The sequence below is a fragment of the Streptococcus sp. A11 genome, from assembly GCF_043674225.1.
Lineage (GTDB): Bacteria > Bacillota > Bacilli > Lactobacillales > Streptococcaceae > Streptococcus > Streptococcus suis_V.
Genome location: NZ_JBIMJS010000006.1, coordinates 69,231 through 95,057 on the forward strand (window position 1 = coordinate 69,231; position 25,827 = coordinate 95,057).

General features: G+C 44.1%; 26 protein-coding genes and 1 pseudogene. 4 read left to right on the forward strand and 23 right to left on the reverse strand.

The window, feature by feature from the left end:
* Positions 1–132: 132 nt before the first annotated feature.
* The 5 genes from ACHBIF_RS05045 to ACHBIF_RS05065 all read right to left on the reverse strand — a co-directional run bounded on the left by ACHBIF_RS05045 (position 133) and on the right by ACHBIF_RS05065 (position 5,529).
* Positions 133–618, reverse strand: a complete 486-nt coding sequence (locus ACHBIF_RS05045; RefSeq protein ID WP_125265525.1) for an LURP-one-related/scramblase family protein — start codon at positions 616–618, stop codon at positions 133–135.
* A 261-nt stretch (positions 619–879) separates the two neighbouring features.
* Positions 880–1,869, reverse strand: coding sequence for a peptidylprolyl isomerase PrsA (prsA, locus tag ACHBIF_RS05050; RefSeq protein ID WP_394719076.1), 990 nt, complete (start codon positions 1,867–1,869; stop codon positions 880–882).
* Between the two features lie 63 nt (positions 1,870–1,932).
* On the reverse strand, positions 1,933–2,652 hold the full coding sequence (locus ACHBIF_RS05055) for an O-methyltransferase (protein ID WP_394719078.1): 720 nt from the start codon (positions 2,650–2,652) through the stop codon (positions 1,933–1,935).
* 65 nt (positions 2,653–2,717) lie between these two features.
* Complete coding sequence (locus ACHBIF_RS05060) at positions 2,718–3,848, reverse strand: glycerate kinase (protein ID WP_394719080.1); 1,131 nt, start codon at positions 3,846–3,848, stop codon at positions 2,718–2,720.
* A 19-nt stretch (positions 3,849–3,867) separates the two neighbouring features.
* Positions 3,868–5,529: a hypothetical protein gene (locus tag ACHBIF_RS05065; protein WP_394719082.1), complete on the reverse strand. Its 1,662-nt coding sequence runs from the start codon at positions 5,527–5,529 to the stop codon at positions 3,868–3,870.
* Positions 5,530–5,680: 151 nt separating this feature from the next.
* Between ACHBIF_RS05065 and ACHBIF_RS05070 the strand changes: the two genes are divergently transcribed.
* Positions 5,681–6,508 (forward strand): exodeoxyribonuclease III, encoded by an 828-nt coding sequence (locus ACHBIF_RS05070; protein WP_172095951.1) that lies wholly within the window; start codon positions 5,681–5,683, stop codon positions 6,506–6,508.
* A 118-nt stretch (positions 6,509–6,626) separates the two neighbouring features.
* Complete coding sequence (locus ACHBIF_RS05075; RefSeq protein WP_394719085.1) at positions 6,627–7,526, forward strand: cation transporter; 900 nt, start codon at positions 6,627–6,629, stop codon at positions 7,524–7,526.
* 14 nt (positions 7,527–7,540) lie between these two features.
* Here ACHBIF_RS05075 and ACHBIF_RS05080 read toward each other — a convergent pair whose 3' ends face one another.
* From ACHBIF_RS05080 to tmk, 9 genes are all read right to left on the reverse strand, one after another.
* Positions 7,541–7,894, reverse strand: coding sequence for an arsenate reductase family protein (locus ACHBIF_RS05080; protein ID WP_105122170.1), 354 nt, complete (start codon positions 7,892–7,894; stop codon positions 7,541–7,543).
* Positions 7,891–8,388: a methylated-DNA--[protein]-cysteine S-methyltransferase gene (locus tag ACHBIF_RS05085; protein WP_394719118.1), complete on the reverse strand. Its 498-nt coding sequence runs from the start codon at positions 8,386–8,388 to the stop codon at positions 7,891–7,893. Before ACHBIF_RS05085 ends, ACHBIF_RS05080 begins: the two co-directional genes overlap by 4 nt.
* On the reverse strand, positions 8,385–9,563 hold the full coding sequence (locus ACHBIF_RS05090) for a phosphoglycerate dehydrogenase (protein WP_394719087.1): 1,179 nt from the start codon (positions 9,561–9,563) through the stop codon (positions 8,385–8,387). The genes ACHBIF_RS05085 and ACHBIF_RS05090 overlap by 4 nt, the downstream gene beginning before the upstream one ends.
* A gap of 45 nt (positions 9,564–9,608) precedes the next feature.
* Complete coding sequence (locus ACHBIF_RS05095) at positions 9,609–10,166, reverse strand: GNAT family N-acetyltransferase (RefSeq protein WP_394719089.1); 558 nt, start codon at positions 10,164–10,166, stop codon at positions 9,609–9,611.
* Positions 10,166–11,257 carry a 3-phosphoserine/phosphohydroxythreonine transaminase gene (gene serC / locus ACHBIF_RS05100; protein WP_125265533.1) on the reverse strand — a complete coding sequence of 364 codons (1,092 nt, stop codon included), beginning with the start codon at positions 11,255–11,257 and terminating at the stop codon, positions 10,166–10,168. The genes ACHBIF_RS05095 and serC overlap by 1 nt, the downstream gene beginning before the upstream one ends.
* 184 nt (positions 11,258–11,441) lie before the next feature.
* The gene (rsmI, locus tag ACHBIF_RS05105; RefSeq protein WP_394719091.1) at positions 11,442–12,305 is read right to left on the reverse strand and encodes a 16S rRNA (cytidine(1402)-2'-O)-methyltransferase; all 864 of its coding nucleotides are present in this window, start codon (positions 12,303–12,305) and stop codon (positions 11,442–11,444) included.
* A 1-nt stretch (position 12,306) separates the two neighbouring features.
* Entirely contained in the window at positions 12,307–12,624 is a 318-nt protein-coding gene (yabA, locus tag ACHBIF_RS05110) for a DNA replication initiation control protein YabA (RefSeq protein WP_394719093.1), read from the reverse strand.
* A gap of 15 nt (positions 12,625–12,639) precedes the next feature.
* The gene (locus ACHBIF_RS05115) at positions 12,640–13,524 is read right to left on the reverse strand and encodes a DNA polymerase III subunit delta' (protein ID WP_394719095.1); all 885 of its coding nucleotides are present in this window, start codon (positions 13,522–13,524) and stop codon (positions 12,640–12,642) included.
* Positions 13,514–14,158 (reverse strand): dTMP kinase, encoded by a 645-nt coding sequence (gene tmk / locus ACHBIF_RS05120; RefSeq protein WP_394719097.1) that lies wholly within the window; start codon positions 14,156–14,158, stop codon positions 13,514–13,516. The genes ACHBIF_RS05115 and tmk overlap by 11 nt, the downstream gene beginning before the upstream one ends.
* A gap of 153 nt (positions 14,159–14,311) precedes the next feature.
* Between tmk and ACHBIF_RS05125 the strand changes: the two genes are divergently transcribed.
* Entirely contained in the window at positions 14,312–15,178 is an 867-nt protein-coding gene (locus ACHBIF_RS05125) for a YitT family protein (RefSeq protein ID WP_394719099.1), read from the forward strand.
* An 83-nt stretch (positions 15,179–15,261) separates the two neighbouring features.
* On the opposite strand, the gene ACHBIF_RS05130 is transcribed toward ACHBIF_RS05125, so the two are convergent.
* The 3 genes from ACHBIF_RS05130 to ACHBIF_RS05140 form a co-directional block, all read right to left on the reverse strand.
* The gene (locus ACHBIF_RS05130; RefSeq protein WP_394719101.1) at positions 15,262–16,029 is read right to left on the reverse strand and encodes a ribonuclease HII; all 768 of its coding nucleotides are present in this window, start codon (positions 16,027–16,029) and stop codon (positions 15,262–15,264) included.
* Positions 16,016–16,867, reverse strand: coding sequence for a ribosome biogenesis GTPase YlqF (ylqF, locus tag ACHBIF_RS05135; RefSeq protein WP_394719103.1), 852 nt, complete (start codon positions 16,865–16,867; stop codon positions 16,016–16,018). Before ylqF ends, ACHBIF_RS05130 begins: the two co-directional genes overlap by 14 nt.
* A 141-nt stretch (positions 16,868–17,008) precedes the next feature.
* Positions 17,009–17,230, reverse strand: coding sequence for a DNA-binding protein (locus ACHBIF_RS05140; RefSeq protein WP_172067882.1), 222 nt, complete (start codon positions 17,228–17,230; stop codon positions 17,009–17,011).
* A gap of 739 nt (positions 17,231–17,969) precedes the next feature.
* Between ACHBIF_RS05140 and ACHBIF_RS05145 the strand changes: the two are divergent.
* A pseudogene (locus ACHBIF_RS05145) lies at positions 17,970–18,134 on the forward strand (ISL3 family transposase); the annotation flags it as partial.
* 174 nt (positions 18,135–18,308) lie between these two features.
* Here the strand turns inward: ACHBIF_RS05145 and ACHBIF_RS05150 are convergent.
* Genes ACHBIF_RS05150 through asp2 form a run of 6 tightly spaced genes read right to left on the reverse strand, consistent with a single transcriptional unit; the run spans position 18,309 to position 25,827 of the window.
* Positions 18,309–18,476: a hypothetical protein gene (locus ACHBIF_RS05150; protein ID WP_172095958.1), complete on the reverse strand. Its 168-nt coding sequence runs from the start codon at positions 18,474–18,476 to the stop codon at positions 18,309–18,311.
* Complete coding sequence (gene gtfB, locus ACHBIF_RS05155; protein WP_394719106.1) at positions 18,477–19,802, reverse strand: accessory Sec system glycosylation chaperone GtfB; 1,326 nt, start codon at positions 19,800–19,802, stop codon at positions 18,477–18,479.
* A gap of 1 nt (position 19,803) precedes the next feature.
* On the reverse strand, positions 19,804–21,303 hold the full coding sequence (gtfA, locus tag ACHBIF_RS05160; RefSeq protein ID WP_394719109.1) for an accessory Sec system glycosyltransferase GtfA: 1,500 nt from the start codon (positions 21,301–21,303) through the stop codon (positions 19,804–19,806).
* Between the two features lie 15 nt (positions 21,304–21,318).
* Positions 21,319–23,697, reverse strand: a complete 2,379-nt coding sequence (gene secA2, locus ACHBIF_RS05165; protein ID WP_394719111.1) for an accessory Sec system translocase SecA2 — start codon at positions 23,695–23,697, stop codon at positions 21,319–21,321.
* 13 nt (positions 23,698–23,710) lie between these two features.
* Entirely contained in the window at positions 23,711–24,253 is a 543-nt protein-coding gene (gene asp3, locus ACHBIF_RS05170; protein ID WP_172058948.1) for an accessory Sec system protein Asp3, read from the reverse strand.
* A complete protein-coding gene (asp2, locus tag ACHBIF_RS05175; RefSeq protein ID WP_172058947.1) occupies positions 24,253–25,827 on the reverse strand; it encodes an accessory Sec system protein Asp2 in 1,575 nt (524 codons plus the stop codon). Before asp2 ends, asp3 begins: the two co-directional genes overlap by 1 nt.

The window sequence follows — 25,827 nt, forward strand, 5'->3', positions numbered from 1 at the left end:
ACTGAAAAATAGGAAACTGGCAGGAAATCCTTACTTCCTAGACAGTTTACTTTTTTTCCGAACCTTCCGGGCGGGTTCAGTTAGACTGATTAACTGAACCATTCCTTTCGTTTTTTGTTTGTTTAATGATGTTTAGCTTGATGCAGATTCCAGCATCTCCACATAGTCAATGGCGATGACTAGGGAAATAACTAAATCAGCATAGTCGTCGTGGTAAACTTTAACCGAATAATGAGAAGTTAGGTGAAAAAGTTCTTTGGAGATTTCAGCTACCAGCTGACCGTCGACCGTCCGCAGTCGAAAATCCAAATCCCAGATATTGCCCTCAAGAGCTAGCCCCAGATTTTCCACCGAGTATTTATCTCTAAAGAAAGTCAATTTCTGTTTCAGATAAAAGGAATGCCCGCTGGCCATGTCAATGGTAAATTGAGGTAGCCAGGTCAGAAATTTCTTGGTAATCTGACTGATTTCCTGTCCTTGGCTGTTTACAATAGTGAACCGCTTGGGAATTTCCAGGAAGGAACCCTGAACCTGATAGGCTAGATTGCCCTGACTATCCTGAATATCGAATTTTTCTCCACCAAAGGTGAACCGCTGTTTCACAAGAAATTCTTTCATGATAACCTCCAAAAAAATGACAAGAAACCAAACGAAGGGCGAAAAACCGCGGTACCACCTTCATTCAATGACTTGTCATTCTTCATTCAGAATCTGTATTCACAGGTAAGCCAACCTCGACTTAGGTACTAAGGTACTGAGCTCTGGATACAGGTTCTCACTATTCAATTGTGCTAACGAGTAGCAAGATGATTTACTCAGATGGCTCGCAGCGACCGCCAATTTTCTGAACTGAGTGGATAACCATCCATTCTCGATAGATTATTTGTTTTCATCTTTCTTTTCTCCAGAGCTTGATGAAGCATCTGTCGAAGACGAAGCGTCTGTTGAAGATGAATTAACTTCAGATGGAATATACTGAGAAAGAATGTTTTGGAAGGCTGGGTCTTTAACCTTAACGTTAGCTGCTTTCAACTCTTCTGAAACAACAGTCGAAATGAAGGCTGCATCGTTTTGCTTAGCTGTAAGAATGACTTCTTTCAACTTGTCTTTGTATTCTTTCCAATCTTTTGCTTTTTCAGTTTTGCTTTCCAATTTTACAACATAGTAACTTGTTGTATAAGTTGTCGGGTCAACCACAGGGACGATAGACGCACCAACTTGGCCATTGTCAAGTGCAAAGACTGCTTGTTGAACTTCTTTTGGCACTTCTGTTGAAGTAGAGTCAAACTTGACTTCTCCCCCCTTGTCCTTAGCCTTGCTGTCTGCTGAATTATCCTTAGCCAATTGGGCGAAATCAGCACCGTCTTCCTGAGCTTTTGCCAAGATTTCTTTCGCCTTAGCTTCGTCTGTCAATTGGATGACACGCGCAGTTACTTCTGGCGTATAGTTTTCATAGGCAGCCTTATAGTTGTCATCTGTCAACTCTTTTTCTGCTGCTTGTTTAACAGCATACTCAACCAATTTATTGGTACGGATTTGTTGCTTATAGCTCTCTGTATTCAAGCCAGCTGATGCCAGGGCCTGCTGGAATGAATCACCATACTGCTCTGCCATTTTATCAAAGGCCTCAGTGACTTCCTTGTCTGATACCTTGTCTCCGTAATTTTCTTCAAATACTTCTGTAATCAGCATAGACAAGAGAACCTGCTGAGCATTTGGATTGTTTTTTACTTCGTCATAGAATTCCGAAACAGTAATGGTTTGCCCTTTTAAGCTGACAATATCCTTATCAGTTGATGAAGTACAAGCTGCTAGGGTAACTGCTGCTAACAATGTTACCGCACCAGCAATAATTTTTCTTGATTTCATTCGAAAATTAACACTCCTTCTTTCTTTAACCCATCCATTATACCATAAAATCTTATAAAATTCTTAAATATCATCTAGATTCAGCTCAACATTTTCCAAATTTTTACGGAGCATCAGGAGCCCATCACTGAGTGAAACAAGACTGGCTGTCAAATCTGGATTATCCAAGGTCGCATTGAAGAGTTTCTGTAAACCCTTGTAAATGGTCCGCTGACCACGACGCACTTCCATGATGTCCTTAGCCACATCGCCTCCCTGGAAAATATCATCGATGACAATGATACCACCCAGCTTAACCTTCTTCAGAACTTCAGGCAAGAAAACGATATATTTGGACTTGGCAGAATCCATGAAAACAAAGTCATACTGGTCATCGACCAGAGTTGGAAGTAACTCCATGGCCTCCCCTTCCAGCAAGGAAATCTGCTTGCGACTATCATATTTGGCAAAATTTTCTTTGGCTAGACCAATCATTTCCTCGTTGCGATCAATAGTCGTAATCTGAGCATATGGACTATTTTCAGCCATCAAAAGGGCCGAAAAGCCGATTGCTGTACCAATTTCAAGAATATTCTGCGGTTGCAGGGTCTGCAAGAGCAGGCGGAAAAAGGCTACCGTCTCATGTGGGATGACCGGAATATTTTCCTTCTGAGCAAAGACTTCGAGCTCTTTCAAAAATCCTCTATTCTGCGCCTGACGTGTCCGCATAAAGTCCACAATTTCTTCCTTGACAACAGGCCGGCGCATATTGTGGTTTGCGTTTTCTGAGTATGATTGTACCATGTTTCCAAGTATATCACACGCCCGAAATTCGGTCAAGAATAGCTATTTCACAAGAAAAAGACAGGCTAGAGCCCATCTTTCCATGCTTGTGATATTTTCAGAATGCGTGCTATTTGTTCAGCTGTTCTTTCCAGGTTCACTTCCGCTAAAGCCAGCGACTCCTCTAAGCTCGCTAGTTTAGAGATAATGGGAAATGCGGCGCAGATATTTTCAAAAGGAAAATCAGGCAAATCGTCCGCAAGACTACCACATATCGCAACAACAGGTACTCCCTGCTTGACCCGGCGGGCAACACCAATCGGAGTCTTACCAGAAAGACTCTGTCGATCCAGACGGCCTTCACCAACTATCACCAGATTAGCCTGGCTAGAACGTTGTTCAAAATCCAGCTGATCCAGCACAAACTCAATACCCGAATGAATTGTAGCGCCGGCAAAGGCACAAAGCCCTGCAGCCATACCGCCGCCCGCACCAGCTCCTTCCTTTTCAATCAAATCAGGATTAACGAGCTGATAAAAATCGTGCATCTCCTTATCAACTTGGGCAAATCTTTCCGGTGCCAATCCTTTTTGAGCTGCAAATACATAGGTCGCCCCATTCTGCCCGCACAAGGGATTGGTCACATCAGTGATTAAATCAATCTGAATAGCAGCGCTATCAAATCCTGTATCGGATTTGGAATAGCTGACCACCTTGCCCAAATTGGCCCCTATCGGCTCCAACTCCTGACCATCCTTATCGAAGAATTGAAATCCCAAGCCAGCCGCCATGCCCATTCCACCATCATGACTAGCGGAACCACCCACTCCAATCATAATTCGCTCCATACCGGCCTCAACCAGATGGACAATGAGCTCCCCAAGTCCTCTGGTCTGAATCTGTAATGGAGCCCGACTTTCTATTGGAATAGAAGCCAGGCCCACAAGCTCAGCCATTTCAAACATGGCCAAACTTCCTTTTACCGCATATTGAACCTGAATGTTCTCACCAAAAGGACCGGTAACCTGGGTTGATTGCCTGTTTAATCCCAAACTATGCACCAGGCTATCCAGTGTCCCCTCTCCTCCATCTCCAAGCGGCATCAAATCGTAGGAGGCCTCTGGAAATACCTTTGAAAATCCATTTTTTATAACCCTAGCCACATCTGGAGCAGCCAAGGATTCCTTAAAAGAATCAGGCGCAATCAAAACATGCATCTAGCTGTCCTCCGAGCATCTACTCATTTTCGACTTGGAATTGAATCAAGTAATTCTTCTTATCCAGCTGACCGGTAAAGTTATCGCCGACTTTGATAAATGGTAACCTGTCTGTACTGTCTTCCGTCGCCTTAACCTTATAAATCTTGCCTTCCGACTGGATATAGTAGACCGTTGAGCCAGCAATCATCTGACTACCCAAGGCCTCGATTTTACCAGAGACAGTCTCGAGCTCTTCTGCCCCTTGTCCATCTGCTGTGCTTGCCAGACCTGACAAGCTAGAGGCATCTGCCCCGGATACCTGAGAAATCAAGGTTGCCACGTCATTGTTAACTGTCACCTGCTGGTAATCTTCGGCATCGACCAGGGCATAGGATTTTACTAGACCGGCGTCGTCCTTGAGAGAAACCAGGTAGTAGGCGGTGTCGGCTAGCTTGACCAGACTTGGTGCCGTTGCTTGGTAGCCTTTTTCTTGAACTTCTCCTTCAGCCGATTCTTGGGCGGCTGTCTCGGTTGCTGATGCCAGCTTGTAGTTGGTTATATCACGGGTCCGCATATTGACTAGAATAAAGCCCAGGTTAGATGAATCTGCTGTAGCTGAAGTAATCCCTGTGTAGAGATAGATATCCGAACCGATTGAAATATAGTTGTAGCTGTCAGTCGTATTTTTAACGCCGGTTTGGCTAAAGACCGTATTCCAGAAACCATTTTGATAAGTATAATGGTCATCAACACGGCTGATGACATTTTCGGCAGAGTAGACACGGTCCACCCATTCTGGAATGTCAGCTAAGCTATACCGCTTGCTTTCTCCTGTAACGGCATCTAGTACGATAGCACCTGTTGGGTCATTGGATGACAGACCGAATTTCGGTTGATAGATCGTAGCAATATAGTAGGGATTGCCCTGGTCGTCAACTTCAAAGGAGGGATTGCCAAAAATCGTGGTCGGATATTGAATTCGCAGATGACGCTTGGTATCATTGAACCAATATTCTGAATCGGAGAAATGCATGGCCTGTGCCAACTTGGCAAGCTCTGCTTTTCCTGTCGTCTGGTTGACCTTGACATAGTAGCCAATCCCGTCTTGATGGTTGCTCAGCCATTTCCAAAAAGACTTATATTCCAAAGGCGACACGCGAAAAGGTTGCTGGCCAATGGTAATCTGGCGGTAATCATCCGAAATACCGAACTGAGAAACCTTGTCTATGGTGCCTAGATAGGTATCTCCAATCTTCTCAGCTGATGCCCGATCCAGGAGAGCCAGTCTAGAAATATCTGTCTCTGGGAAATCCGCCTTGAAATCCGCATCCTGAACTGTGATGACACCAGCATAGTCCTTGGCACGGAAAATGCGAGTATTGAGAGCAGCGAGCAGGGTTAAGACAAGGACAATCCCCAGCAGCAGGCGACTAAACCAACGCAGATAGCTAGGTAGCCCGTTGGGCTTGAGCTGATAGGTGTCGACAGAACGATTGCGTCCAGAGATTTTTGTCACCTTCTGGACCATACCTCCTGCGGACGAGAAGACCAGTATCAACCAGACCAGCCCCAGTGATTGGAGCAAGAAGAACCAAAAACCCAGGCTCCAAATGTTGAGGGCTGGTAGATTGTACCAGTAGTATATAGCCATTTCTAGCACAAGAGCCAGCCAGGCTAATCCAATCAATTGTCTTTTCATAGAAATCTCCTCCATATCAATTCTAGTTATATTATAGCATATTTTCCCACTTGTGAAAGCGAAAACAATATTTTATTTCAGTTTTTCTCAGTCGCATCCATAGGGGAATTTTGATATAATGGAGCGATAGAAAAAGTGAAAAGGATAGAATATGAAACTCATCTCATGGAACATTGACTCCCTAAACGCGGCCCTGACTGCGGAATCGCCACGCGCCCTACTCTCGCGCGCTGTCATTGACACCTTAGTCGCTGAGGATGCAGACATCATCGCCATTCAGGAGACCAAGCTGTCTGACAAGGGACCGACCAAAAAGCATTTGGAAATTCTAGAAGGCTACTTCCCAGGCTATGCCAATACCTGGCGTTCTTCTGTAGAGCCTGCTCGTAAGGGCTACGCTGGCACCCTCTTCCTCTACAAAAACCACCTGACTCCTACCATTAGCTTCCCAGCAATCGGTGCTCCTACCACTATGGACTCTGAAGGGCGCATCATTACCCTGGAATTTGACGATTTCTACGTGACCCAGGTCTATACGCCAAATGCTGGCGATGGCTTGAAGAGATTGGCTGACCGCCAAATCTGGGACGTTCAGTATGCCGAATACCTATCACAGCTTGACAGCCAAAAGCCCGTCTTAGCAACAGGCGACTACAACGTTGCCCACAAAGAAATCGACCTGGCCAACCCAGCCAGCAACCGCCAGTCACCAGGATTTACCGATGAAGAGCGTGAGGGCTTTACAAACCTGCTTGCCAAAGGCTTCACCGACACCTTCCGTTACCTGCATGGTGACGTCCTCAACGCCTATACCTGGTGGGCGCAACGCAGCCGTACCAGCAAAATCAACAACACAGGCTGGAGAATCGACTACTGGTTGGTTAGTGACCGTATCGCTGACAAGGTGACCAAGTCGGCTATGATTGACTCAGGTGCTCGCCAAGACCACACACCAATTGTGATGGAAATAAGCATTTAATTTTTAGTTTATTAGATAATTCAAACCCGGCAAATGCTGGGTTTTTAAATGTATCTGATTTGAAAACGATTACTTTTTGTGGTATAATAAATATATAGATATCATTAAAGGAGGAAACATGAATAACAAGAAAATCGAACGAAAATCACTCACTGTATCAGCTATCGTCAACGGACTTAGCGGAACCGCTGGAGTGGCAGTCTATATCATCACTGGCATGAATGCCCTGCTCCTGGATGGCGTATTCTCACTGATTGCTTTCATATCATCTCTAGTCGCATTCTATATTTCAAAAAATAGCCACAAGAAAACAGCAACTTTTCCGCAGGGACTTTACTTTTTAGAACCTCTCTACGCCATTATGAAATCACTGGCGACCCTGCTCTTACTATTGTTTGCTGTCCTCGAAACCAGTGCAACAGCCTTTGCCTATTTTGTCAATGGCATTGGAAATCAGATGACCACAGGGCCTGTTATCCCTTATTCAGTTACGATGTTTTTCGTCTGTATTGCCCTTTATCTCTACAATCTCCACATGAGCTCCAAACTCAACCACATGTCAACGATCATTTTGGCAGAGGCAAAAGGAAATTTGGTCGACGGGCTCATCTCAGGGGCCATTGGCTTGGCAATCCTACTGCTATTCTTTGTCCCAATCAATGGACCGCTTGGATTTCTCCACTACACCGGTGACTTTTTCCTGACTGTGGCCTTGGCCTTGATTTCCTTTAAGGAGCCTTGGAATGGTCTCCTAACTGCCTTCAAGGAACTGGCCAACGGAACAACCCATGTGCCTGAAATCCATGAATCTATCTATCAAATTCTTGGTTCTTATCTTGACGAAGATGCTCAAGATATAGATATTCACATCTTCAAACAAGGTATGAACATCCGGGTAAAAATCAATCTGCACGATGTGGAACACCAGTTAGTGCAACAATTGCTGGCTGAAAAACCACAGATGCTCTATCTCCTGCAAAAACAGCATGAGTACATCTCAGTTGAATATGCTTTATAAGAAAAAATCTCGGCCTAGAAACCGAGATTTTCGTATGGTGTCTTGTAACCAATCTGAAGAATTTTCCCATCCTGAATGAGCAAGGGGCGCTTAATCAACATACCATCATTGGCCAACAAATCCAAGGCCTCATCAACCGTCAAGTCTGCAAACTTGTCTTTCAAACCCAATTCGCGATAGCTGTTGCCCGATGTATTGAAATACTTTTTCAACTCCAATCCAGTCGCATCCATCCACTCTTTCAATTGAGCAGCCTTGGGCGGTGTTGTCTTGATGTCGATAGCTTCAAATTCTAGACCCAGTTTTTTGAGCTCAGCCTTAGCTGCCCGACAGGTTGAACATTTTGGATATTCGTAAAATAAAATCATTTCCTCACCTCAAAATACGGATTTTCATGTTGCAGGAGCCAAATTTTTCTATCCAAGCCCCCAGCATAGCCAGTCAACTTCATGTCACTTGACAGAACACGGTGACAGGGAATGATGATAGACAAGGGATTTCTTCCCACTGCTCCACCGATTGCCTGACCTGATTGGATGTCCAAGGCCTTGGCAATCTGACCATAGCTTGTCATCTGACCTACAGGAATTTCTTGTAAAATTCGCCAGACCTTCATTTGAAAATCCGTCCCTCGTAAATCCAGTGGTAATTGGCTAAAGTCAGGGAATTTTCCAACAAAATACTCTGCCAATAAGCGTGCTGCCTGGTCCAAATGAGGACGAGGAGCGAGAGAAATTTCCTCTGCCACTCCCCTCTCAAAATACTTCTGACCATGAAACCAAGCCCCTACCAAGCCCTGGTCACTCGCAATCAAAGAAATGGGGCCTAGGGGACTAGTGTAGATTTGTTTGTATAGCATTATTTATGTTTAATGACACGAACCTTGATAATAGCATCCAGGTCTTCAAACTTAGCCACCAGGCTGTCAATTTTAGACTTATCTGACTCGTCTAAATCCAGCAAGGTATAGGCATAGTCACCCTTAGAACGGTTGATGATATTGTCGATGTTAATCCCTAGCTCAGACACAGCTGTCGTGATTGTCGCCACGATATTTGGCACATTTTTGTTGATCAAGGTAATGCGATACGGTGCATCGAGGAATTGCTTAACATTCGGGAAGTTGACAGAGTTAATAATCTCACCCGTCTCCATAAATTGACGAATGGTCTGACCAGCCGCAATGGCACAGTTGAGCTCCGCCTCCTCGGTCGATCCACCAACGTGCGGAAAGACTGTAATGTGCGGTTTGTTGAGGACCTCTTCTGTACCAAAGTCCGTCACATAGTTTTTAACAACACCTGCATCAATCGCCTCAAACAAATCAGCGTTGTTGACCAATTCACCACGGGCAAAATTGACCAAGGTAACCCCTTTTTTCATGAGAGCAAAGCTGTCTGCATTGAAGAGCTCACGAGTCTTGTCAGTCAATGGCACATGAACGGTGATGTAGTCTGACTGGGTAAAGATTTCCTTCAAATCATCCACGCGCTTGACGTGGCTAGAAATGGTCCATGCTGTCTCAACAGACACATACGGGTCGTAACCAAGGACATTCATACCTAGACGACGAGCATCATTTGCAATACGAGCACCGATAGCACCCAGACCGATGACACCGAGTGTCTTGCCAGAAATCTCTGTCCCAGCAAACTGCTTTTTACCTGCCTCGACCTGCTTTGGCACATCGTCGCCAGACAGGGTATTGGTCCAGGTAGTCGCACCGATATAATCACGAGCAGACAGGAGAATAGAGGCGATAACCGCTTCTTTTACCGCATTGGCATTGGCACCTGGGGTATTGAAGACCACAATCCCTTTTTCAGTTGCCACATCAATTGGAATATTGTTTGTACCAGCACCAGCACGGGCAATAGCCTTGAGATTTTCTGGAAAATCAAAGCCATGCAGGTTTTCAGAACGGATGATAAAGGCATCAGGATTGACTGCCTGATCCCCATCTATCTGGAAACGATTGCCCAGTTCCTTGAGACCAACCTGGTTGATATTATTAAAAGTTCTAACGCTAAATACCATTTTTTTACCAAAAAGGCGGATTAGCTTCCGCCCTACTTTCATTTTTTAATTTGAGTTTAGGAGCCAACGGTCATCTTCATTCACCTCTTGATATAGACTGCGTTCACTCTTGTGTTTGATTTTTTGATAGGCCAGGCGTTCCCCGTCAATGGGAACCTTGCCACAATAGACATAGCCCAACTTCAGCAAGATATGTTGCATAGCCTTATTTTGCTCGTGGGTATCACAACGGAAGTCTGGTCCCTTCTGGCCTTCAATCAAGCCCTGCAAGAAAGTCTGACAAAACTTTTGACCACGAACACTGGCTGACACTGCCACACGATGAAAGGTCGTATAGACTGGATTATTGTGCTGCCATTTTCCATCATAGATTGCTTCATAGGCCTCTTCCTGACCACGATGAACCGCTGCATAAGCCACAATCTTGCCATCTACCAAGCCCACATAACCCTTACCAGATAAGATATCCTCGATTGCCTCACTCGCGCTTGGATACTCTCCCTGCCATTGGTCAATGCCAGAGGCCGCTAAGTAAGCTCGTGCCTCTTGAAAGATTGCTTCGATGGCCCTGACTTCATTGGGATGTGCCAGACGGATTTCCATTAGGCATTCTCCGCAGCAAATTTCTTCATGAAGTCAATCAAGTCTACAACGCCTTGACGTGGGAAGGCATTATACAAGGAAGCACGCATGCCGCCAACGGAACGGTGACCCTTGATATTCTTAAAGCCTGCTGCAGTCGCTTCTTTAACAAACTTAGCATCCAATTCTTCGCTTGGTGATACAAATGGAATGTTGGCCACTGAGCGCTGTTCCTTGATGCGAACAGGGTTGGTGTAGAAAGCAGACTGGTCAATGTAATCGTAGAGCAGACCAGCTTTTTCGCGGTTGATTTTTTCCATTTCATCAACGCCACCGATTTCTTTGACCCATTCAAAGACAAGTTTTGAAATGTAGATAGAGTAAGCTGGCGGTGTATTGTAAAGTGACTCATTGTCTGCTTGGATACGGTAGTCCAGCATGCTTGAAAGTACTGGCTCGTCGTTGAGGAAATCTTCACGGACGATAACCACTGTCACACCTGCAGGGCCTATATTTTTCTGAGCACCTGCATAAATCATGGCAAAATCTTCCACATTATAGCGAGCCGCCAAGATGTTTGACGACATGTCACCAATCACAGGCACACCGTTGGTATCTGGAATGTCATAAACTGCTGTTCCTTCAATTGTATTGTTGGTAGTCAAATGCACATAGGCTGCATTTGGGTCGATGTCATTTTTGTCAAATGTAGGCAATTCTGCATAGGTAATTTCCTCAGAAGAACCCAGCAAAATTGGCTCAAAGTCAATAGTTTTAGACAGCTTGACAGCCTCAGTATAGGCTTTTTTGCCCCATGAACCACCAGCCAAATAGTAGGCTTTCTTGCCCTTGGCAAAATTGAGCGGAATCATGGTAAATTCAAGGGATGCACCACCCTGCAAGAAAATAACCTTATAGTTATCTGGAATAGCCATCAGCTCGCGCAGGGTCGCCTCAGCACCTTTAATAATATCGTCGAAATCCTTGGAGCGATGGGACATCTCCAACACACTCATTCCCGAACCATTGTAATCCAAAAATTCAGCTTGTGCCTTTTCCAGCACTGGTTTTGGCAAGACTGCAGGACCTGCAGAAAAGTTGTAGATTGTCATAAAATCCCTCCAAATTAAGATGAGCCTATTATACCACATGAAAATGAAATTTCACCATTATTTTCCATTTTTAGTGACTAAATATTCGGTTTATCATCAAATTTTTCCGAAAAATTTCATATATTATTCTGAAATAAACTTGTTTTTATACATTTTTCTAAAATTATATTATAAAAAGACCAGCCTAAGCCAGTCCATGATAGAGGTCATATACTTCTTGTTTTTTTAGTTGATAGCGTTTGGCAACTTCTTTAATAGCTTGATTTGGTTTGCGACCTACTGCGATTTCTGCCTCAACTTCCGCTACCAAATCGACCTGGTCTACGGAAGGAATTTCCTCATCGCTAGCTCCAGCTACAATAATCAAGCATTCGCCTTTGAGGGGATTATCTGCTAGAAAATCCAATAATTCTGAAATGGTCCCACGTTGGTATTCTTCGTAAAGCTTGGTCAATTCACGAACGATCGTCACCTGACGATCTCCGTAGACAGCGAGCATATTTTCCAAGGTATCAGCCACACGATAGGGAGATTCGTAGAAAATCTGTGTTTCTGGATACTGTAGCTTTTGCTGGAAAAATTCCTTTTGCTGACCTGATTTTCTAGGCAAAAAGCCGTAGAAAATATGCGGTTGCGGAGCCAAGCCGGAGGCAATCAGGGCTGTAATTCCTGCGGACGCCCCAGGCAATGCCACAACAGGAATATTTTCTGCAATAGCTGCCTTTACTAAGTCATGACCAGGATCCGAGATAGAAGGCATGCCTGCATCAGACACCTGGGCCAAGGATTGACCTGATTTAAGCAAGTTTATCAGCCCAGGAATTTTTTCATGGGCATTATACTCGTGAAAGGAGGTCTGCTTGGTTTCAATTTCGAACTGCTTTAGGAGAAGTCCTGTATTGCGCGTGTCCTCAGCTGCAATCAGATCAACATTTTTCAGCGTGTCAATAGCCCGCAAGGTCATATCTTGCAGGTTACCAATCGGTGTCGGTACCAGGTAAAGACTGCCGTAAGCTGTTTGTCCCTTAAATGATTTTTGTAGTTTCATCTTAATCTCGATTCAATATGACATCACAGAACATACATGGTTCATCATTGTCCCGACGTTGACCGTAGAAGTCGTTGCAAATATGGAAACCATCCAAATAAATAGCCTCCAGATTGCCTAGACTTGAATGCGTCGCCCTATTTTCAGTAGCAATCTCTTTCTTCAAACGTTCACGAATCTTGGCATTTTCCAATCGCAAAGCTGTATTTTCATCAATCACAGCCTGGAGATTTTTCTTAATCGATTCTACCTCAGCAAGAGTCTCAAATAAATTCTGCGAGAACCCATCCAAGGCATGAAAAATATCTTTTTTATCCATCTTATACTTTCTATTCTAACTAAGAGTGAGGTATTCTAGACAATTTTGCAGACTAACATTAGACTGCCACATTTTCTTCACCGTCAGCAATGTATCCAGCCTATCACGCGCATCCGCTTTATCCAGATTCTCCGCCAAAAGGATAGCCAGTAAATCCAGCAATTGACCCTGCTCCATTTTTTCAGGCACAAGCCCCACCAGGGTTCCCACCTGTAAATAAGCCAGATTGGGCTGCTCCTGCAGGAGGTCAATGAACTTTCTCGCTTGGACCAAGGCCTCCAAAAAGGACTTGTTTTTAGCTAGCTTTTGAGCTTCATCTTGACTGGAAACCAGCTGAGCCAATAAACTAACCTGGGTCTTTAGCAAACCAGATTCTTCTAAGCTACGTTCCAAAAGCGCCAGATTCTTTGGAAATTGGACAATCTGTGTCCGACTTTTGATGGTTGGCAACACTGCTTCCAATTGATTGGTCAACAGAAAAATGTAGATTTCTGACTGGGGTTCTTCTATGACCTTCAAGAGCGAATTGGCTGCATTGACGTGCATCTTCTCCGCATCCTTGATAATAAAGACCTGTTTCGATGATTCAAAACCAGATTGAGAAAAATTCTTCACGATTTCGCGGACCGCATCCGTCTTTATGGTATTACCCTGGGGTGATAATATGGTCACGTCCGAAAATTCCTGGCTCTCAATCAAACGGCAGGTCCGACACATTTCGCAGGGAAGGGAGTCTGTCTTTTCCGTACAGAAAATAGCCTTGGTTAAAAACAGGGCCATTTCAAAATTCCCAAAATCACCAGAAAACAGATAGGCATGTGCCAGATGGCTCCCTTGTAAAATATAAACGAAATCTTCAATCAGTTTCGGCTGCAAGTTGCTTAAATTCTTATAATTCATTTGCTTTCAATAGTCGCTCTTGGATGATACCGAGCGCGTCCTGGACAACAGCCTCTAGGGGCTGGCTGGAATCAATTTTGACAAACCGCTCTGGTTCTTTTTCTAAAATGGCCAAATAGCCTTGTCGGACCCGTCTGTGCATGTCCGCTTTTTCCATATCCAACCGGTCCACATCGCGTTCAGCATTGCGGGCGATTCTTGCCAGCCCTTCTTCGGCATCTATGTCGAAATAGAGGGTCAAATCGGGCTTGACCCCATCCGTCGCATAGTGATTGAGCCAGTCAATATCGGCAATATCTAGACCACGACCATATCCCTGATAGGCCACTGAAGAGTCAATAAAGCGGTCAATAATGACCATCTTCCCTTCTTGGAGTGGTGGTAAGACTTTCTCAACCAAATGCTGTCTCCTAGCAGCAATGAACAACAGGAGTTCCGTTTTATGATCCATGGCTGTATTGGCCGGATCAAGAATGATTTTCCGGATGTCTTCTGCGATGGTAACTCCACCCGGTTCTCTAGTAGTAATCACTTCCAGACCAAGTACCTGTAATTTAGGCAAGAGCTCTTGCAAAACCGTTGTCTTTCCAGCCCCATCTGGTCCCTCAAATGTAATAAAATGACCTTTTTCCATGATTACCACCTTTTTCATTGTTCTCATTATTGTAACAAATTTCAGCAGAAAAAGCACTTACAAATTGACTTGTATTTCAATAATAAATGACGTACAATATTAGTATATATAAACTCACATAGCTGAAAATTTTGTCGTGCCTAAGGAGAGACTATGCTACGTATTCGAAATATTTTGGCCATCATTATTGGCAGTGCCTTGTTTGCCTTTTCTTTGAACTATCTGGTCATGCCCAATCACCTATTTGAAGGCGGAGTGACTGGACTGACGCTCATTCTCTACTACTTGTTCAACATCCAGCCCTGGTTGATGAACATTCTCGTTAATATTCCACTATTCGTCATCGGCTGGAAATTGCTAGGCAAAAAAGTTCTTTATTTAAGTATTCTGGGAACCTTTAGCGTTACGGTTTGGCTGGCAATTTTTGAAAAATTCCCCCTGGCTATCAATCTGGAACATGACTTATTTTTGGTCAGCACCTTTAGTGGAATTTTGATGGGAATTGGACTGGGTTTGATTTTTAAAGCTGGGGGAACTACTGGCGGTAGTGATATTATCGCCCGTATCGGTCATAAGTATCTGCCCTATTCAATCGGTCAAATCATTTTAGCTGTCGATATCATCATCCTGACCTTTATCGTCCTTGTTTTTAAAGACTTGAGACTGGTCCTCTATACCCTGATGATGGTGGCCATTGCTACTCGTGTCATTGATTTCATTTCAGATGGTGGCTATGGCAGCAAGGGCCTGATGATTATTTCCCAGAAATCGCAGGAAATTGCTACTGCTATTGATACGGAGATAGAGCGCGGTGTTACCTTTATCAAGGCCGAAGGATTTTACAGTAAAACGCCAGTAAATATGGTTTATTCGGTCATTTATAAGAGCCAACTCCAGGAAACCAAGGAACTGATTCACCGCATCGACCCTCATGCCTTCATCACCATTACCGACGCCCACGAGGTCTTAGGGGAAGGTTTTACACTGGACAAAAATAAACAACCGCTTGAAAAACATTGAACCCTGGCCTCCCATATTCAGTCCATATAAAAAGTCCTTATTGAAACTTGTAAGGACTTTTTCATCTTGTTTTCCAAGCTATTCTACTTCAATATCATAGACTTGATAGGCTCAAATGTCCGACGGTGAATGGGGGTCACACCATGTTTTGTTAGGCCTTGTAAATGCTCTACAGTACCATAACCAGCATTTTTGGCAAAGCCATAACCCGGAAATTGACGGTCGTAGTCTGCCATCATCTGGTCCCGCGTCACCTTGGCAACAATAGAAGCTGCTGCGATGGACAAACTGTTGGCATCACCCTTGATGATGGAAGTCTGCTGGATGGTAGTGTCTAATGTCATGGCGTCAATCAAAAGGTGCTGCGGTTGCTGGTCCAGCTTTCCCAAGGACTCCAACATGGCTAATTTAGTCGCCTCGTAGATATTGACTTGGTCGATGATGTGATTATCCATCACACCAATTCCCACTGCTACTGCCCGCTCCATAACCTCCTCATATATGGCTTGGTGCTTGGCTTTGGGTATTTTCTTGGAATCGTTGAGGTGACGAATTTTGCAGCCCTTGGGCAAGATAACAGCTGCTGCCACCACGGGACCTGCTAGAGGGCCACGCCCGACCTCGTCAATCCCAGCCACAAACTCAAGCCCAATCTCATACAGAGCCTTCTCGTAGGCCAGCATGGTCTCCAAGCGTTCATCTTCTTGGATTTCTTTAAGAATGGCAGAGCGACGCTGCTTGATCGCAATCTGGACACCCGCTCGCTCATCCGCTTCAAATTCTGCCCAGCGAGGATCCGTCAAATCGGAAAATTGGGCCAACTGCGCCTTGATGTCTTTAATCGTTGCCATCGAAATCACTCACCTTGTCCAATGTGTAGACGCCCAACTTACCATCACGCACTTCCTTGACAAAGAGATTGTAGAAGCGGTCATAGTCGTCGCGGAAACCGAGTTTGCGGGTCCAGTCCATAATGAGTTCAGGCGTTTCCTGCTCCAAATCCATGCCCTTGAACCGCTCCTGCAGGCGGTCAGGATAATTGGCTTTGAAGTAATCTAATCCGAAAATCGTCACTTCGTCCATGGGCAAGAGCTGGTCTTTGATAGCCCCTGTCAATGCCAACTTGAGCCCGACTTCTTGGTCCTCAAATTTCGGCCAGAGAATACCTGGCGTATCGAGAATTTCCAAATCCTTATTAGACTTGAGCCACTGCTGTCCCTTGGTGACGCCGGGCTTGTTTCCTACGACAGCAATTTTCTTGCCTGCCAGACGGTTCATGAGCGTTGACTTGCCTGCATTTGGAATACCGATAATCATGGTCCGTAGGGTTTCGTTTTGAATACCACGTTCGCGGAGATGCTCTAGCTTATCCTTCATTAGTCTTTTGGCTGCGTCGGTCACTTTTTTGACTGTGGACTGCTCTTTTGAATTGATGGCCAAGGTTTTCACCCCTTGACTTTCATAGTAGCTCTGCCATTCTTTAGTACGGACAGGATCCGCCAAATCAACCTTATTTAAAATCATGAGTTTGGGTTTGTCGCCGACAATTTTGGTCAGCATGGGGTTCTGACTGGATAGCGGCAAGCGCGCATCGACCAAAATGGTCACGAAGTCCACGTGCTTAATATTTTCCTGAACCTGACGGCGCGCCTTGGACATGTGCCCCGGAAACCATTGAATAATTGCCATGGGATTAAAACTCCTTTACTTTAGGCTTTTGTGAGCCTAACTTGATATTATTTATAAGAAATGGGTAGTTATTGGGCAAAATCAAGCTTTTTAAAATAGATAGCTAACTCATCTATTCTACCATTTTTTTTATTTTCGTCTTCATTGTTTTATTTTCTTTTTGTCCTTATATCTCAGAAATTCTTCAAATCGGTCAATTTGAACAAAAAATGTTTTATGTGATGGATTAATAACTGCATCTCGAAATTTTTTACTCTTCTTCATTTCACGTAGCCATCTGTCCAAAGTGTGTATAGACAACCCAGACCAAATTTTTAAAATGGTTTTCTTATTACCCCAGCCACTTTCGATACCAAAATTCATATCCGATACTTACTATTTTTTGAATTCATAAATTGATCCACTTTCTTAACTCAAAAATAGTATGCCACAATTGCAGTGAAATTTAGACAAAAAATAACAGTAAGTCTTTTTCTGATGAAAAAAAGTTACATAGAAGTGATTAAATAAAGATTGTACAACGAAGAATAAGTTGATAACAACAATAGGCGAGGGTACTTCTCATGATTCGTTGTTACTACATCTTATTGACGACCATGAGACCTCACGGGATAAGTCGTACATTTTTCCTCGTTTACACAAGATATGAGGACCTTAGTCCGAGTTCAATTACACTCGTGAATTACGCATTTAGGTTACGACTACCTTTTTGTATTTTAGTTTTCTGAGCCACCTTGTACGCTATATACGCCTTCGTATCACGTTTCTGTTCGTAGTTCCACAATTTCACTATCCCTTCCTCTGACGATCTTGGTTTCTAGCGTCAGAATTAAAACGGTCTCTCCCCAGACCGTTTTAATCCGCTACCTCACGATAGTCAGGCTTGGGAGTCGCTATTGGGTTCACCTGTAGCGGGTGCCAACGGAGGACTTCCACCTCAGATGTACGACATGCCCGTCGTACACAGAAAAAGACAAACAGGCTCTATGAGACTGTAGTGGGTAAATCCACTGTAGAGATTATGGAGCCTTTTAGAGTGTAGAAAAAAGCCCCATATGACCTATAATGAAAAGCGAAAAAACTATCATTTAGAGAGACTCATATGGAACAATTCAATTTTATCACACAACTACTCGGAATTAAAGACCCTAATATCATTATTTTGGAGATTGTGGATGCCAGGAGCCGCAAAGAGGTCATCGCTAAGCTGGATTACCCTGCTCCCAAATGCCAACATTGCCAAGGGCAGATGGCCAAGTACGACTTCTAAAAACCATCCAAAATACCCTAAAACCGGGACCAATTGGTCAGCAAGAGCAGCCGCTCGGTCATTCAAGAGTATATCATCTCGCATGGCTCTTCCCCCACATTCTTATTTGACATATTTTCTCACATTTTCATGCAATTTTCAAGATTTCAATTGGCTTGTAGGCAAGAATTTCTATAAGTAACGAAGGAGGGAGAAAATAACTGCCAAGGTCACAAGGAAAATGATAGTCAGGTAAAAATAATTCCGTCTCTGCTTGTTTTTCTTAGGCTCAACATAGCGAGCTTCCTTAATTTGTTTCTCAATCGCTTCATCCAATAAAGGATTGCGTTTCTCTGTCATTTAGCGCTCCTCCTTCCCAAGTAACTGTTGGTATCCAGTAACAGATTCATTGCTAGTTTCTTCACGCTGCAAGGCTACCATCTGTGGATAAGATGCTGCAAAGCCTGCCAAGGCCATCACCATGTCAGTTGGCTGGCTGGCATCAAAGCGGTGGGCAGCTGGAATCAAATCACGGTTATGAATGGTTTGCTCAAAGGCCAAAATCACCATATTTTGCTCAAAGGCCTTGCGAACCGCATCCATTACTTCTCCACTATGATTGATATCGAGGTAGATATCGCATTCTTGGAACAACCGTTGTAGCTGTTTCTGTGAAATATTTGGATAGAGGGTAATATTTGACTTTGCTTCAAAAGCCATCAATCGTTGAGACATTTCTGTCAATGCGCCAATATGGAAGTGGAAGTCTGGTAGTGCTTGAGTTAGCTCCTCTAATTTCTCAATTTGATCTGAGTTAGTAAGGATAAGGATTTCCTTTCGTCCAGCGTTCTCACGCAAACTTGGATAGATATAACCTAGGTAAGCAATCTTGGCCTTTTGTTCCTCCGGCAAAATATCCATCATCTTCTGATAAACCTGACGCTGCTGCACCAAAACACGTTGTGTACGAACGTTGGAAGAATTCAACATGACTTTCATGTTTCCTGGAATGTCCTCCTGGATACCTTCCTGCCAAAAGAGGATATCTTGACCTGCTTCTGGACTGTTGTAGGAGAGGAAAAAAGGAGTCGATAAAGAGTTGTACCAAATCTCTGACAATTCCCAGCCCATTTCCGCAAAATAATGGCGGAACAATTCCACACGATTGTCAAAGAAATACACTTTTCCCTGCCAGTTTAACTGAATGTCACCCGTCATGAAATTCTCAACCAAGACCTCTTGTTTGGCCTGATTGAAATAAATACGGCTAGTCACCTTCTGCTCAGCATTAAAATAGGTTCGTGCAAACAACCAACCAAAGCGATTGTAGTGGTCTGTAAAACGTACCTTTTCATTTGGTCCAAACCAGTCAACATTTTTGATGCGACGAAGGTGCTTGGGTTCGGCATAAAAAATCTTTGCCTTCCGTTGGCTGTAATCCCAGACTTCCCCATCACCATTGGTCCCTGTAATTTCCCAAAAAGGAGGGACTTGGAGTTGGTTGAAATAAAGCGAGCGCCCCTGACCTGTCTCCATTTGGCAATAGTATGAATAGGCAGAGGTCACTCCCTCTGGTAGAAAACCATCATCATTAATGACAACGACAGGACCTTGAAAACCTGCCTGAGTCAGTGAATAATACAGATCCTTACTGGCCTGATGGAAGCTATCATATAATTGAATCATTTTAAACCTCCTCAATAAAGCGCAACCACGCTTTTTCCAATTCGACCGTCAGAAATTCCTTGGCACGGTCATAGGATGCCGCCTGCCAGTCTTCCAGCTGACCTGATTGGAATAGGTCCAGCAGTTTTTCGGCAAAGAGTCGGCCATAGACAGTCGGATCATCAATGTCCAAACGACTGATTAAGCTACCATTTCGTCCATCCTGCACAAAGGTTTGGTTGCCATAAGGAACATCCAAGCCAATAATCGGCAGTCCAGAACCAATGGCTTCCATCAAGGTCAAGCCAAAACCTTCTGAGGTCGAACCTGCCAAGTAGGCTTGGTAGTGTTTATAAACCTCTGTTAAATCATGGTGCCCCATCAAGCGAATAAAAGAGGACGCATCGTGTTCTTTGATCATGGCTTCCAAGCGACTACGTTGCCCACCCTCACCATAAATATCAAACTGAAGGTCTGGCAAGTGTTTTTGGGCCTGAATCACCGCATCCACCAGCCAATCAATGTGTTTCTCACTAGCCAGTCGCGAACAGGTCACCAAAGAGAAAGGACGACGGTCCAATTCGGGCTGGCGCAATTCATCCAAACTACCAACTGGTAAAGTAAAAATTTTCGGGCGGAAAGGCGTATAGGTCTCAAATTGGGCCGCCAGCGTTTCCGCTTGCGCCTTGGTTGAGGTAATAAAGGCATCAATCTTATCCGCATTCGAAAACTGATATTCGTAATAGTTATTCCAAAGAATGGTTTCTTCCGTCACAGAATTCATATTGTAATGCTCTGCATGAATCACGACCGCCACACGGGCCTCCCCTCGGTGGCGCAGAATCGCCTGACCTGTCCCAGTAGCACGATCAATCAAGATAATGTCCTCTTTTGTCAGAGTCAATCGGTCCAACATGCGACCAATCAACTCCTCTTTTGTACAAAGGATAGCATCAGGAAAACGGAAGATACTCTGGTCACCAGAACAGTTTTCTTCATAGGCGATAGAACCATCTTCGTTGAAAAATACCCGCACATTTAAAACAGGTGCATTATCCACTGGAGCATAGTATTCCGAAAACATCTTGGTATAGCTATAGTAGTCCTTGCGAATCAGCTTCCCTTTGGAAAGAAACTCTACCTTTTGCACATAGTCTGGATGATTTTTCCGTGTAAACACCAAGATGACCAAGTCCTTGTCTTTATGCTGGTATTTGACAGATTCGGGGCTCTGTGAAACCTTGGTAAAATCAGAATCTAGACTAGCTTCAAACTCCGTCAAAGGATAGGTTGTCGCTGCAATCTTGACATCGGTAAAAAAGCCATAGAGCCAGATAATTTCCTGGTCTTCAAAGCCAATATTGGCTGTAAAATGAGCCAGGTTTTCTCCTTGAAACATGTCTGTAAAAATAAATTTACTATCTTGGCCAATCTTTCTAAAAATGCTGGCCCGATAGGCTTGGGCATACTCTACTCCGCTGCTGGCCCAACCAATTCCACGGTTGACATTATAAATGGTCATCTTCTGTTCCTTTTCTTACACAAAATAAATAGAATGTTTTCCATCTTTCGATTGCTCTATGGTACTGAGCATAACATTTCGAGCGATTTTCTGTTTGACAAAATCAGACATCTGTTTGTAGGAACGCAGGGATTCTTGGTAGTATTCGGACATCCCATCCCTCTGGGCTGTAGATCGTGTTGTGACAACCCCCTTCAATTGTTGGAGACTGTCAACTTCTTCGACCCAGCACTCATCAATTGCCTTCAAAACAGACAAACGATAGAACTCTGACAAAGCTTCTTCTGACTGCAAAAGCGTCCCTTTTTTATCCACTTCTTCTTCCACCAATTTTAACAAATAGTTCTTAACGTCCTGGTCATCATCCAAGTCTAAAGCTCTTGGGAAATACCTGAAAGCATAGCTATAGTTGTCCAAGATATAGCGGCGTAGCTGATGGCGTGTTCGCTCCTTATTCTCGGCCAAATAGGAATCAATTACTTCTTCCATGATCTGGCGGACATTTCCCGCCAAGTTCTCATCATCAAGAATCAAGCGGTCCCGCAAGCCATAAATCTTCTGGCGCTGGACCCGCAGGCTTTCATCAAAGCGAATAGTTGATTGACGAGCGCTGACAGCGTTATCCTCACTCTTTTCTTGAGCTTGATGAATGGCCGCATGGAAGCGGCGACCTGTCAAAGCTCGACCATAATTTCTGCGATCTTCACGATTATGCTTTTTAAAGTATTTTTTGACCCATTCCGGACCATAGTTGGTCAACAATTCATCTTCCAAGGAGACAAAGAACTGAGACATGCCTGGTTCACCTTGACGGCCTGCTCGACCGCGCAACTGCCAGTCCATCCGACTATTGGCCATCCTCTCGGTTCCAACAACTGCCAAACCACCCAATTGTTCCACACCTGGTCCCAACTTAATATCAGTCCCACGGCCGGCCATAATAGTCGCACAAGTCACCGTCCCCAACTGACCAGCCTCTTTGATAATCAAGGCTTCTTTTGCCACATTATTAGCTGTCAATGTTGAATGGGCAATGCCTTCTTGCAAGAGCAGTTGCGAATAAATTTGGGTGATTTCCACAGTTCCAGAAATCAACAGCACAGGTTGTCCCTTGGCATGCAGCTCCTTAACTAGCTCCATCGTTGCATACAATTTTTCTGGAAGAGTGGTATAAATTTTATCTGGATAATCGATTCGTTGAATCGGCACATTGGTCGGAATGGAGATAACTGGAACCTTATAAGTCGAAATCAACTCATCCTCTGCCTGGTGTCCTGTACCTGTCATTCCTGCAAGTTTAGGGAACATGTTGAAGAGGCTTTGATAGGTAACTGAGCCCATGGCACGACTTTCTTTGGTTTTCTTCACATTTTCCTTGGTTTCCAAGGCTTGGTGAATACCAGATTGTAGACGGGTGCCTTCTAACACGCGTCCTGTTCGATTGTCCAAGAGTTTGACCTCATCATCCTGTACCACATAATCATAATTTTTCTTGTAGAGATAGTGGGCCCGTAAGGCTAGGTTGATATGGCGATTGAGCTCCCAGTTGTCTGCATTGTAAATGCTCTCTTCTGCGAAATAGTGTTCCGCATAGTCATTTCCCTTGTTCGTCAAATAGACTTCTTTTTTATCTGGGTCAAAGTAAAACTCCTCTTCTCCCAAAGTTAGTACAAACTGATCGCAGATATCGTACATATTGGATTGAACTCGAGGGGTCCCTGAGATGATGAGAGGAGTTTGGGCGCTATCTAGCAAGACCGCATCCGCCTCATCAACAATAACATAGTTAAAGTCACGTAGGAACTTCTCGCTCTTTGAAGAAGCAAGGTTATCAGACAGGTAATCAAAACCCAGACCAGCACCTGTTACATAGGTGATATCGGCTCCATAGACCATTCGTTTAGTCTCTGCATCTCCTTCTTGGTCATCATCATAGACACCAAGACCAACAGTTAGGCCGAGAAACTCATAGACCTGCCCCATTTCCAGAGCATCCCGCTTGGCCAGATACTCATTGGTGGTGACCAAAATCGCGCCTTTTCCTGATAAGGCATTGAGGTATAGGGGCATTGTCGCCGTCAGGGTTTTTCCCTCACCAGTCTTCATCTCCGCAATGGTCCCTTGATGGAGGGCAATTCCCCCCATCACCTGTACATCATATGGAAATTGACCTAGGACACGGTAACAGGCTTCCCTACAAACCGCAAACGCTTCTACCAGTATATCGTCTAGGTCCTCTCCTGCTTCCAAGCGCGCCTTAAAGAGACTTGTTTGATTCGCCAAGTCTTGATCGGTCATCCCTTCATAGGTATCGGACAGAGCATTAATCTGTCTGGTTAATTTTTTAATCTTTCTCAACCGAATCTGATTCAGCAAAGAAGTCTTGTATTGCATGGTTGCTATTCCTTTATCCTTTTTGGTGAATCAAGCGGCTCACCAATCTTAGTTCCTCAGGTTCCTGATCTGATGTGTAGCTACTGACCTGATTTCTTTCTATCAAAGGTTTGGCGCTATTTTCAGGTCCATAAATCGCAATATGGAAGAATTCCACCTGCCGACAACCTGCACTCATTAGGGAAATCCGATAGGTGAAGGCATCTTTAGGAAAGGTAAATTCTTCTTGCCCATTTCTGAGGATATCCCGTTGGATTTCCTCATTCTGGCGATTGAAATATTGAATTTGAAAATAGGCGGTCTGTTCAGGCGTGATGGTGACCTTTTGCTCTAGGCGATAGGTAACTCCTGGATAGAGCAAGGGGAGTTCTGGACAGGAACGATTGGCCTGGTAGTTAGTCCGAGATCGCCATGTTTTAATGGGTTTACCTGGTGAAAAATGAAGATTCTCAAAAAAAATCGAGTCTTTCTGTATCTGTATCATTGAACCGTACAGGTAGTTTACACCTGGGGTTACTCCTGTCCAGAGTAATTTTTGCACTAACGCTTCTACCATTACATGTCCCTTCCAAAATCATTTTTTAGAATCTTATGGTACTGAGCCATAAACCAACGGTTGATGGCTCGACTATTGTCGTTGTGTCGGCCTTCATACCCCTTACAGAAAATATGGACATCCTTATCCGCCAAATAATCAATCAGGCGTTCCATAGCATGGCCATCATAGTCATCCTGCTCCATATACGCAATCGCAAATTGAGTCGTATGAAAATCTGATTCGCCAAATTTATCCCAGAATCGTTGGTTAAAGGCTTCAACTGAGGCAGAATCAGCTCCACCGACCACATTCCGAATCATGTCACCACTGGTTTCAAACTCACCGGGACGCTTCAACTTCAAATTAGAAACAGTCTCTCCTAAGTTTGTAAACGGCTTCCCGACGATAACAGCATGGGGATTAAAATGAGACGCATAGTACAAGCCACCAAATGCTCCCATTGATAGACCGGAAAGAATAAGTTGGTTCGAATCAAATCCCAAATAATCCAAAGCTTCTTGAATCGCAGATTGTAAATGACCTTCTAATTCATCTGTTCCAGAATAGAAGCATCCTCCCTCCAAACGTGGATCGGCTATGAGTAGAAAGGGAGCTCCCAAGCGTTTCATCATGAAGAAACCTTCAAATCCTTCCGCTCCACGAAAACCAGAGAAATAAACATTCAAAGGTGGTTTCATATCTCCAGGGTTAAAGTAATGAAAAATTTCTTGGCGCTTGGCATCCGAATGACGCTTCCCCCCTAAGATAAAACGACCAAGTCCAGAACGCGAATAACGCCAATGGAGTACACCAGTCTTGATAGATCCTGTCCCTCTGGCAGAAACAGACACACTATAGAAACCAACCTCTGGATGTCGTGCTAGAACATAAGGTTCTTTCATTTCTTCTTCACTCAAAATCTGTTGCTCAAAAACATCCGCTAAAGATCCCTTACGGATCAGATCCAACTCTAGACGAAGTTCACAGTCTCCATTTTTTATGTATTCCAACCAGATTTCAAGAGACGTGGGAAAGGTCCCCAAGTTATAACGAAATGTCATTAGGGGTTGAAAATCCTCCCCAAAATCACCTGTAAACGTAACACCGACATTGCCCTCATAATCAACTTGACCTGTAAAGTTGGGATTAACATCAATCTCAGGGATCTTTAACTTAGCCCCATATTGTCCTGAAAAAAGGTTCATATGGAGAAAAGCGATCAACTCTTCCTGGCTTCCCTGTATAGGTAGGTAAGACATCACCTTTCTGCGGTAAAAACCAGTCGGAGCTATATCAAAGACCTCCACATTTTCTGTCATAAAGACAGCATAAGCTTCGATGCTATTCATCAAAGGTTCAAGTTGCTTTTCCGACAGAGAATCGGTTACCAGGATTCCTGTAAAGTAAAGAGGGACCTTGGGATTTTCTCCCATTTCTGCTAATTTTTCAGCAGGAATTTTTGCCAAAGCTGCATCGTTTAAGTCTTGGAGAAGGTCTGTAATGCCTTCTGCACTCGTATAAAGCCATTCCAGGTCTGCTGGAAGCTCCTTTCCTTGCGACCAATCTTGGCTTCCTATCTGTAAAATTTTCAT

Excerpts from the sequence above, each read along its gene's own strand:
- ACHBIF_RS05045 (WP_125265525.1), bottom strand. The coding sequence starts at position 618 with ATGAAAGAATTTCTTGTGAAACAGCGGTTCACCTTTGGTGGAGAAAAA.
- prsA (WP_394719076.1), bottom strand. The coding sequence starts at position 1,869 with ATGAAATCAAGAAAAATTATTGCTGGTGCGGTAACATTGTTAGCAGCA.
- ACHBIF_RS05055 (WP_394719078.1), bottom strand. The coding sequence starts at position 2,652 with ATGGTACAATCATACTCAGAAAACGCAAACCACAATATGCGCCGGCCT.
- ACHBIF_RS05060 (WP_394719080.1), bottom strand. The coding sequence starts at position 3,848 with ATGCATGTTTTGATTGCGCCTGATTCTTTTAAGGAATCCTTGGCTGCT.
- ACHBIF_RS05065 (WP_394719082.1), bottom strand. The coding sequence starts at position 5,529 with ATGAAAAGACAATTGATTGGATTAGCCTGGCTGGCTCTTGTGCTAGAA.
- ACHBIF_RS05070 (WP_172095951.1), top strand. The coding sequence starts at position 5,681 with ATGAAACTCATCTCATGGAACATTGACTCCCTAAACGCGGCCCTGACT.
- ACHBIF_RS05075 (WP_394719085.1), top strand. The coding sequence starts at position 6,627 with ATGAATAACAAGAAAATCGAACGAAAATCACTCACTGTATCAGCTATC.
- ACHBIF_RS05080 (WP_105122170.1), bottom strand. The coding sequence starts at position 7,894 with ATGATTTTATTTTACGAATATCCAAAATGTTCAACCTGTCGGGCAGCT.
- ACHBIF_RS05090 (WP_394719087.1), bottom strand. The coding sequence starts at position 9,563 with ATGGTATTTAGCGTTAGAACTTTTAATAATATCAACCAGGTTGGTCTC.
- ACHBIF_RS05095 (WP_394719089.1), bottom strand. The coding sequence starts at position 10,166 with ATGGAAATCCGTCTGGCACATCCCAATGAAGTCAGGGCCATCGAAGCA.
- serC (WP_125265533.1), bottom strand. The coding sequence starts at position 11,257 with ATGACAATCTACAACTTTTCTGCAGGTCCTGCAGTCTTGCCAAAACCA.
- rsmI (WP_394719091.1), bottom strand. The coding sequence starts at position 12,305 with ATGAAACTACAAAAATCATTTAAGGGACAAACAGCTTACGGCAGTCTT.
- yabA (WP_394719093.1), bottom strand. The coding sequence starts at position 12,624 with ATGGATAAAAAAGATATTTTTCATGCCTTGGATGGGTTCTCGCAGAAT.
- ACHBIF_RS05115 (WP_394719095.1), bottom strand. The coding sequence starts at position 13,524 with ATGAATTATAAGAATTTAAGCAACTTGCAGCCGAAACTGATTGAAGAT.
- tmk (WP_394719097.1), bottom strand. The coding sequence starts at position 14,158 with ATGGAAAAAGGTCATTTTATTACATTTGAGGGACCAGATGGGGCTGGA.
- ACHBIF_RS05125 (WP_394719099.1), top strand. The coding sequence starts at position 14,312 with ATGCTACGTATTCGAAATATTTTGGCCATCATTATTGGCAGTGCCTTG.
- ACHBIF_RS05130 (WP_394719101.1), bottom strand. The coding sequence starts at position 16,029 with ATGGCAACGATTAAAGACATCAAGGCGCAGTTGGCCCAATTTTCCGAT.
- ylqF (WP_394719103.1), bottom strand. The coding sequence starts at position 16,867 with ATGGCAATTATTCAATGGTTTCCGGGGCACATGTCCAAGGCGCGCCGT.
- ACHBIF_RS05140 (WP_172067882.1), bottom strand. The coding sequence starts at position 17,230 with ATGAATTTTGGTATCGAAAGTGGCTGGGGTAATAAGAAAACCATTTTA.
- ACHBIF_RS05150 (WP_172095958.1), bottom strand. The coding sequence starts at position 18,476 with ATGACAGAGAAACGCAATCCTTTATTGGATGAAGCGATTGAGAAACAA.
- gtfB (WP_394719106.1), bottom strand. The coding sequence starts at position 19,802 with ATGATTCAATTATATGATAGCTTCCATCAGGCCAGTAAGGATCTGTAT.
- gtfA (WP_394719109.1), bottom strand. The coding sequence starts at position 21,303 with ATGACCATTTATAATGTCAACCGTGGAATTGGTTGGGCCAGCAGCGGA.
- secA2 (WP_394719111.1), bottom strand. The coding sequence starts at position 23,697 with ATGCAATACAAGACTTCTTTGCTGAATCAGATTCGGTTGAGAAAGATT.
- asp3 (WP_172058948.1), bottom strand. The coding sequence starts at position 24,253 with ATGGTAGAAGCGTTAGTGCAAAAATTACTCTGGACAGGAGTAACCCCA.
- asp2 (WP_172058947.1), bottom strand. The coding sequence starts at position 25,827 with ATGAAAATTTTACAGATAGGAAGCCAAGATTGGTCGCAAGGAAAGGAG.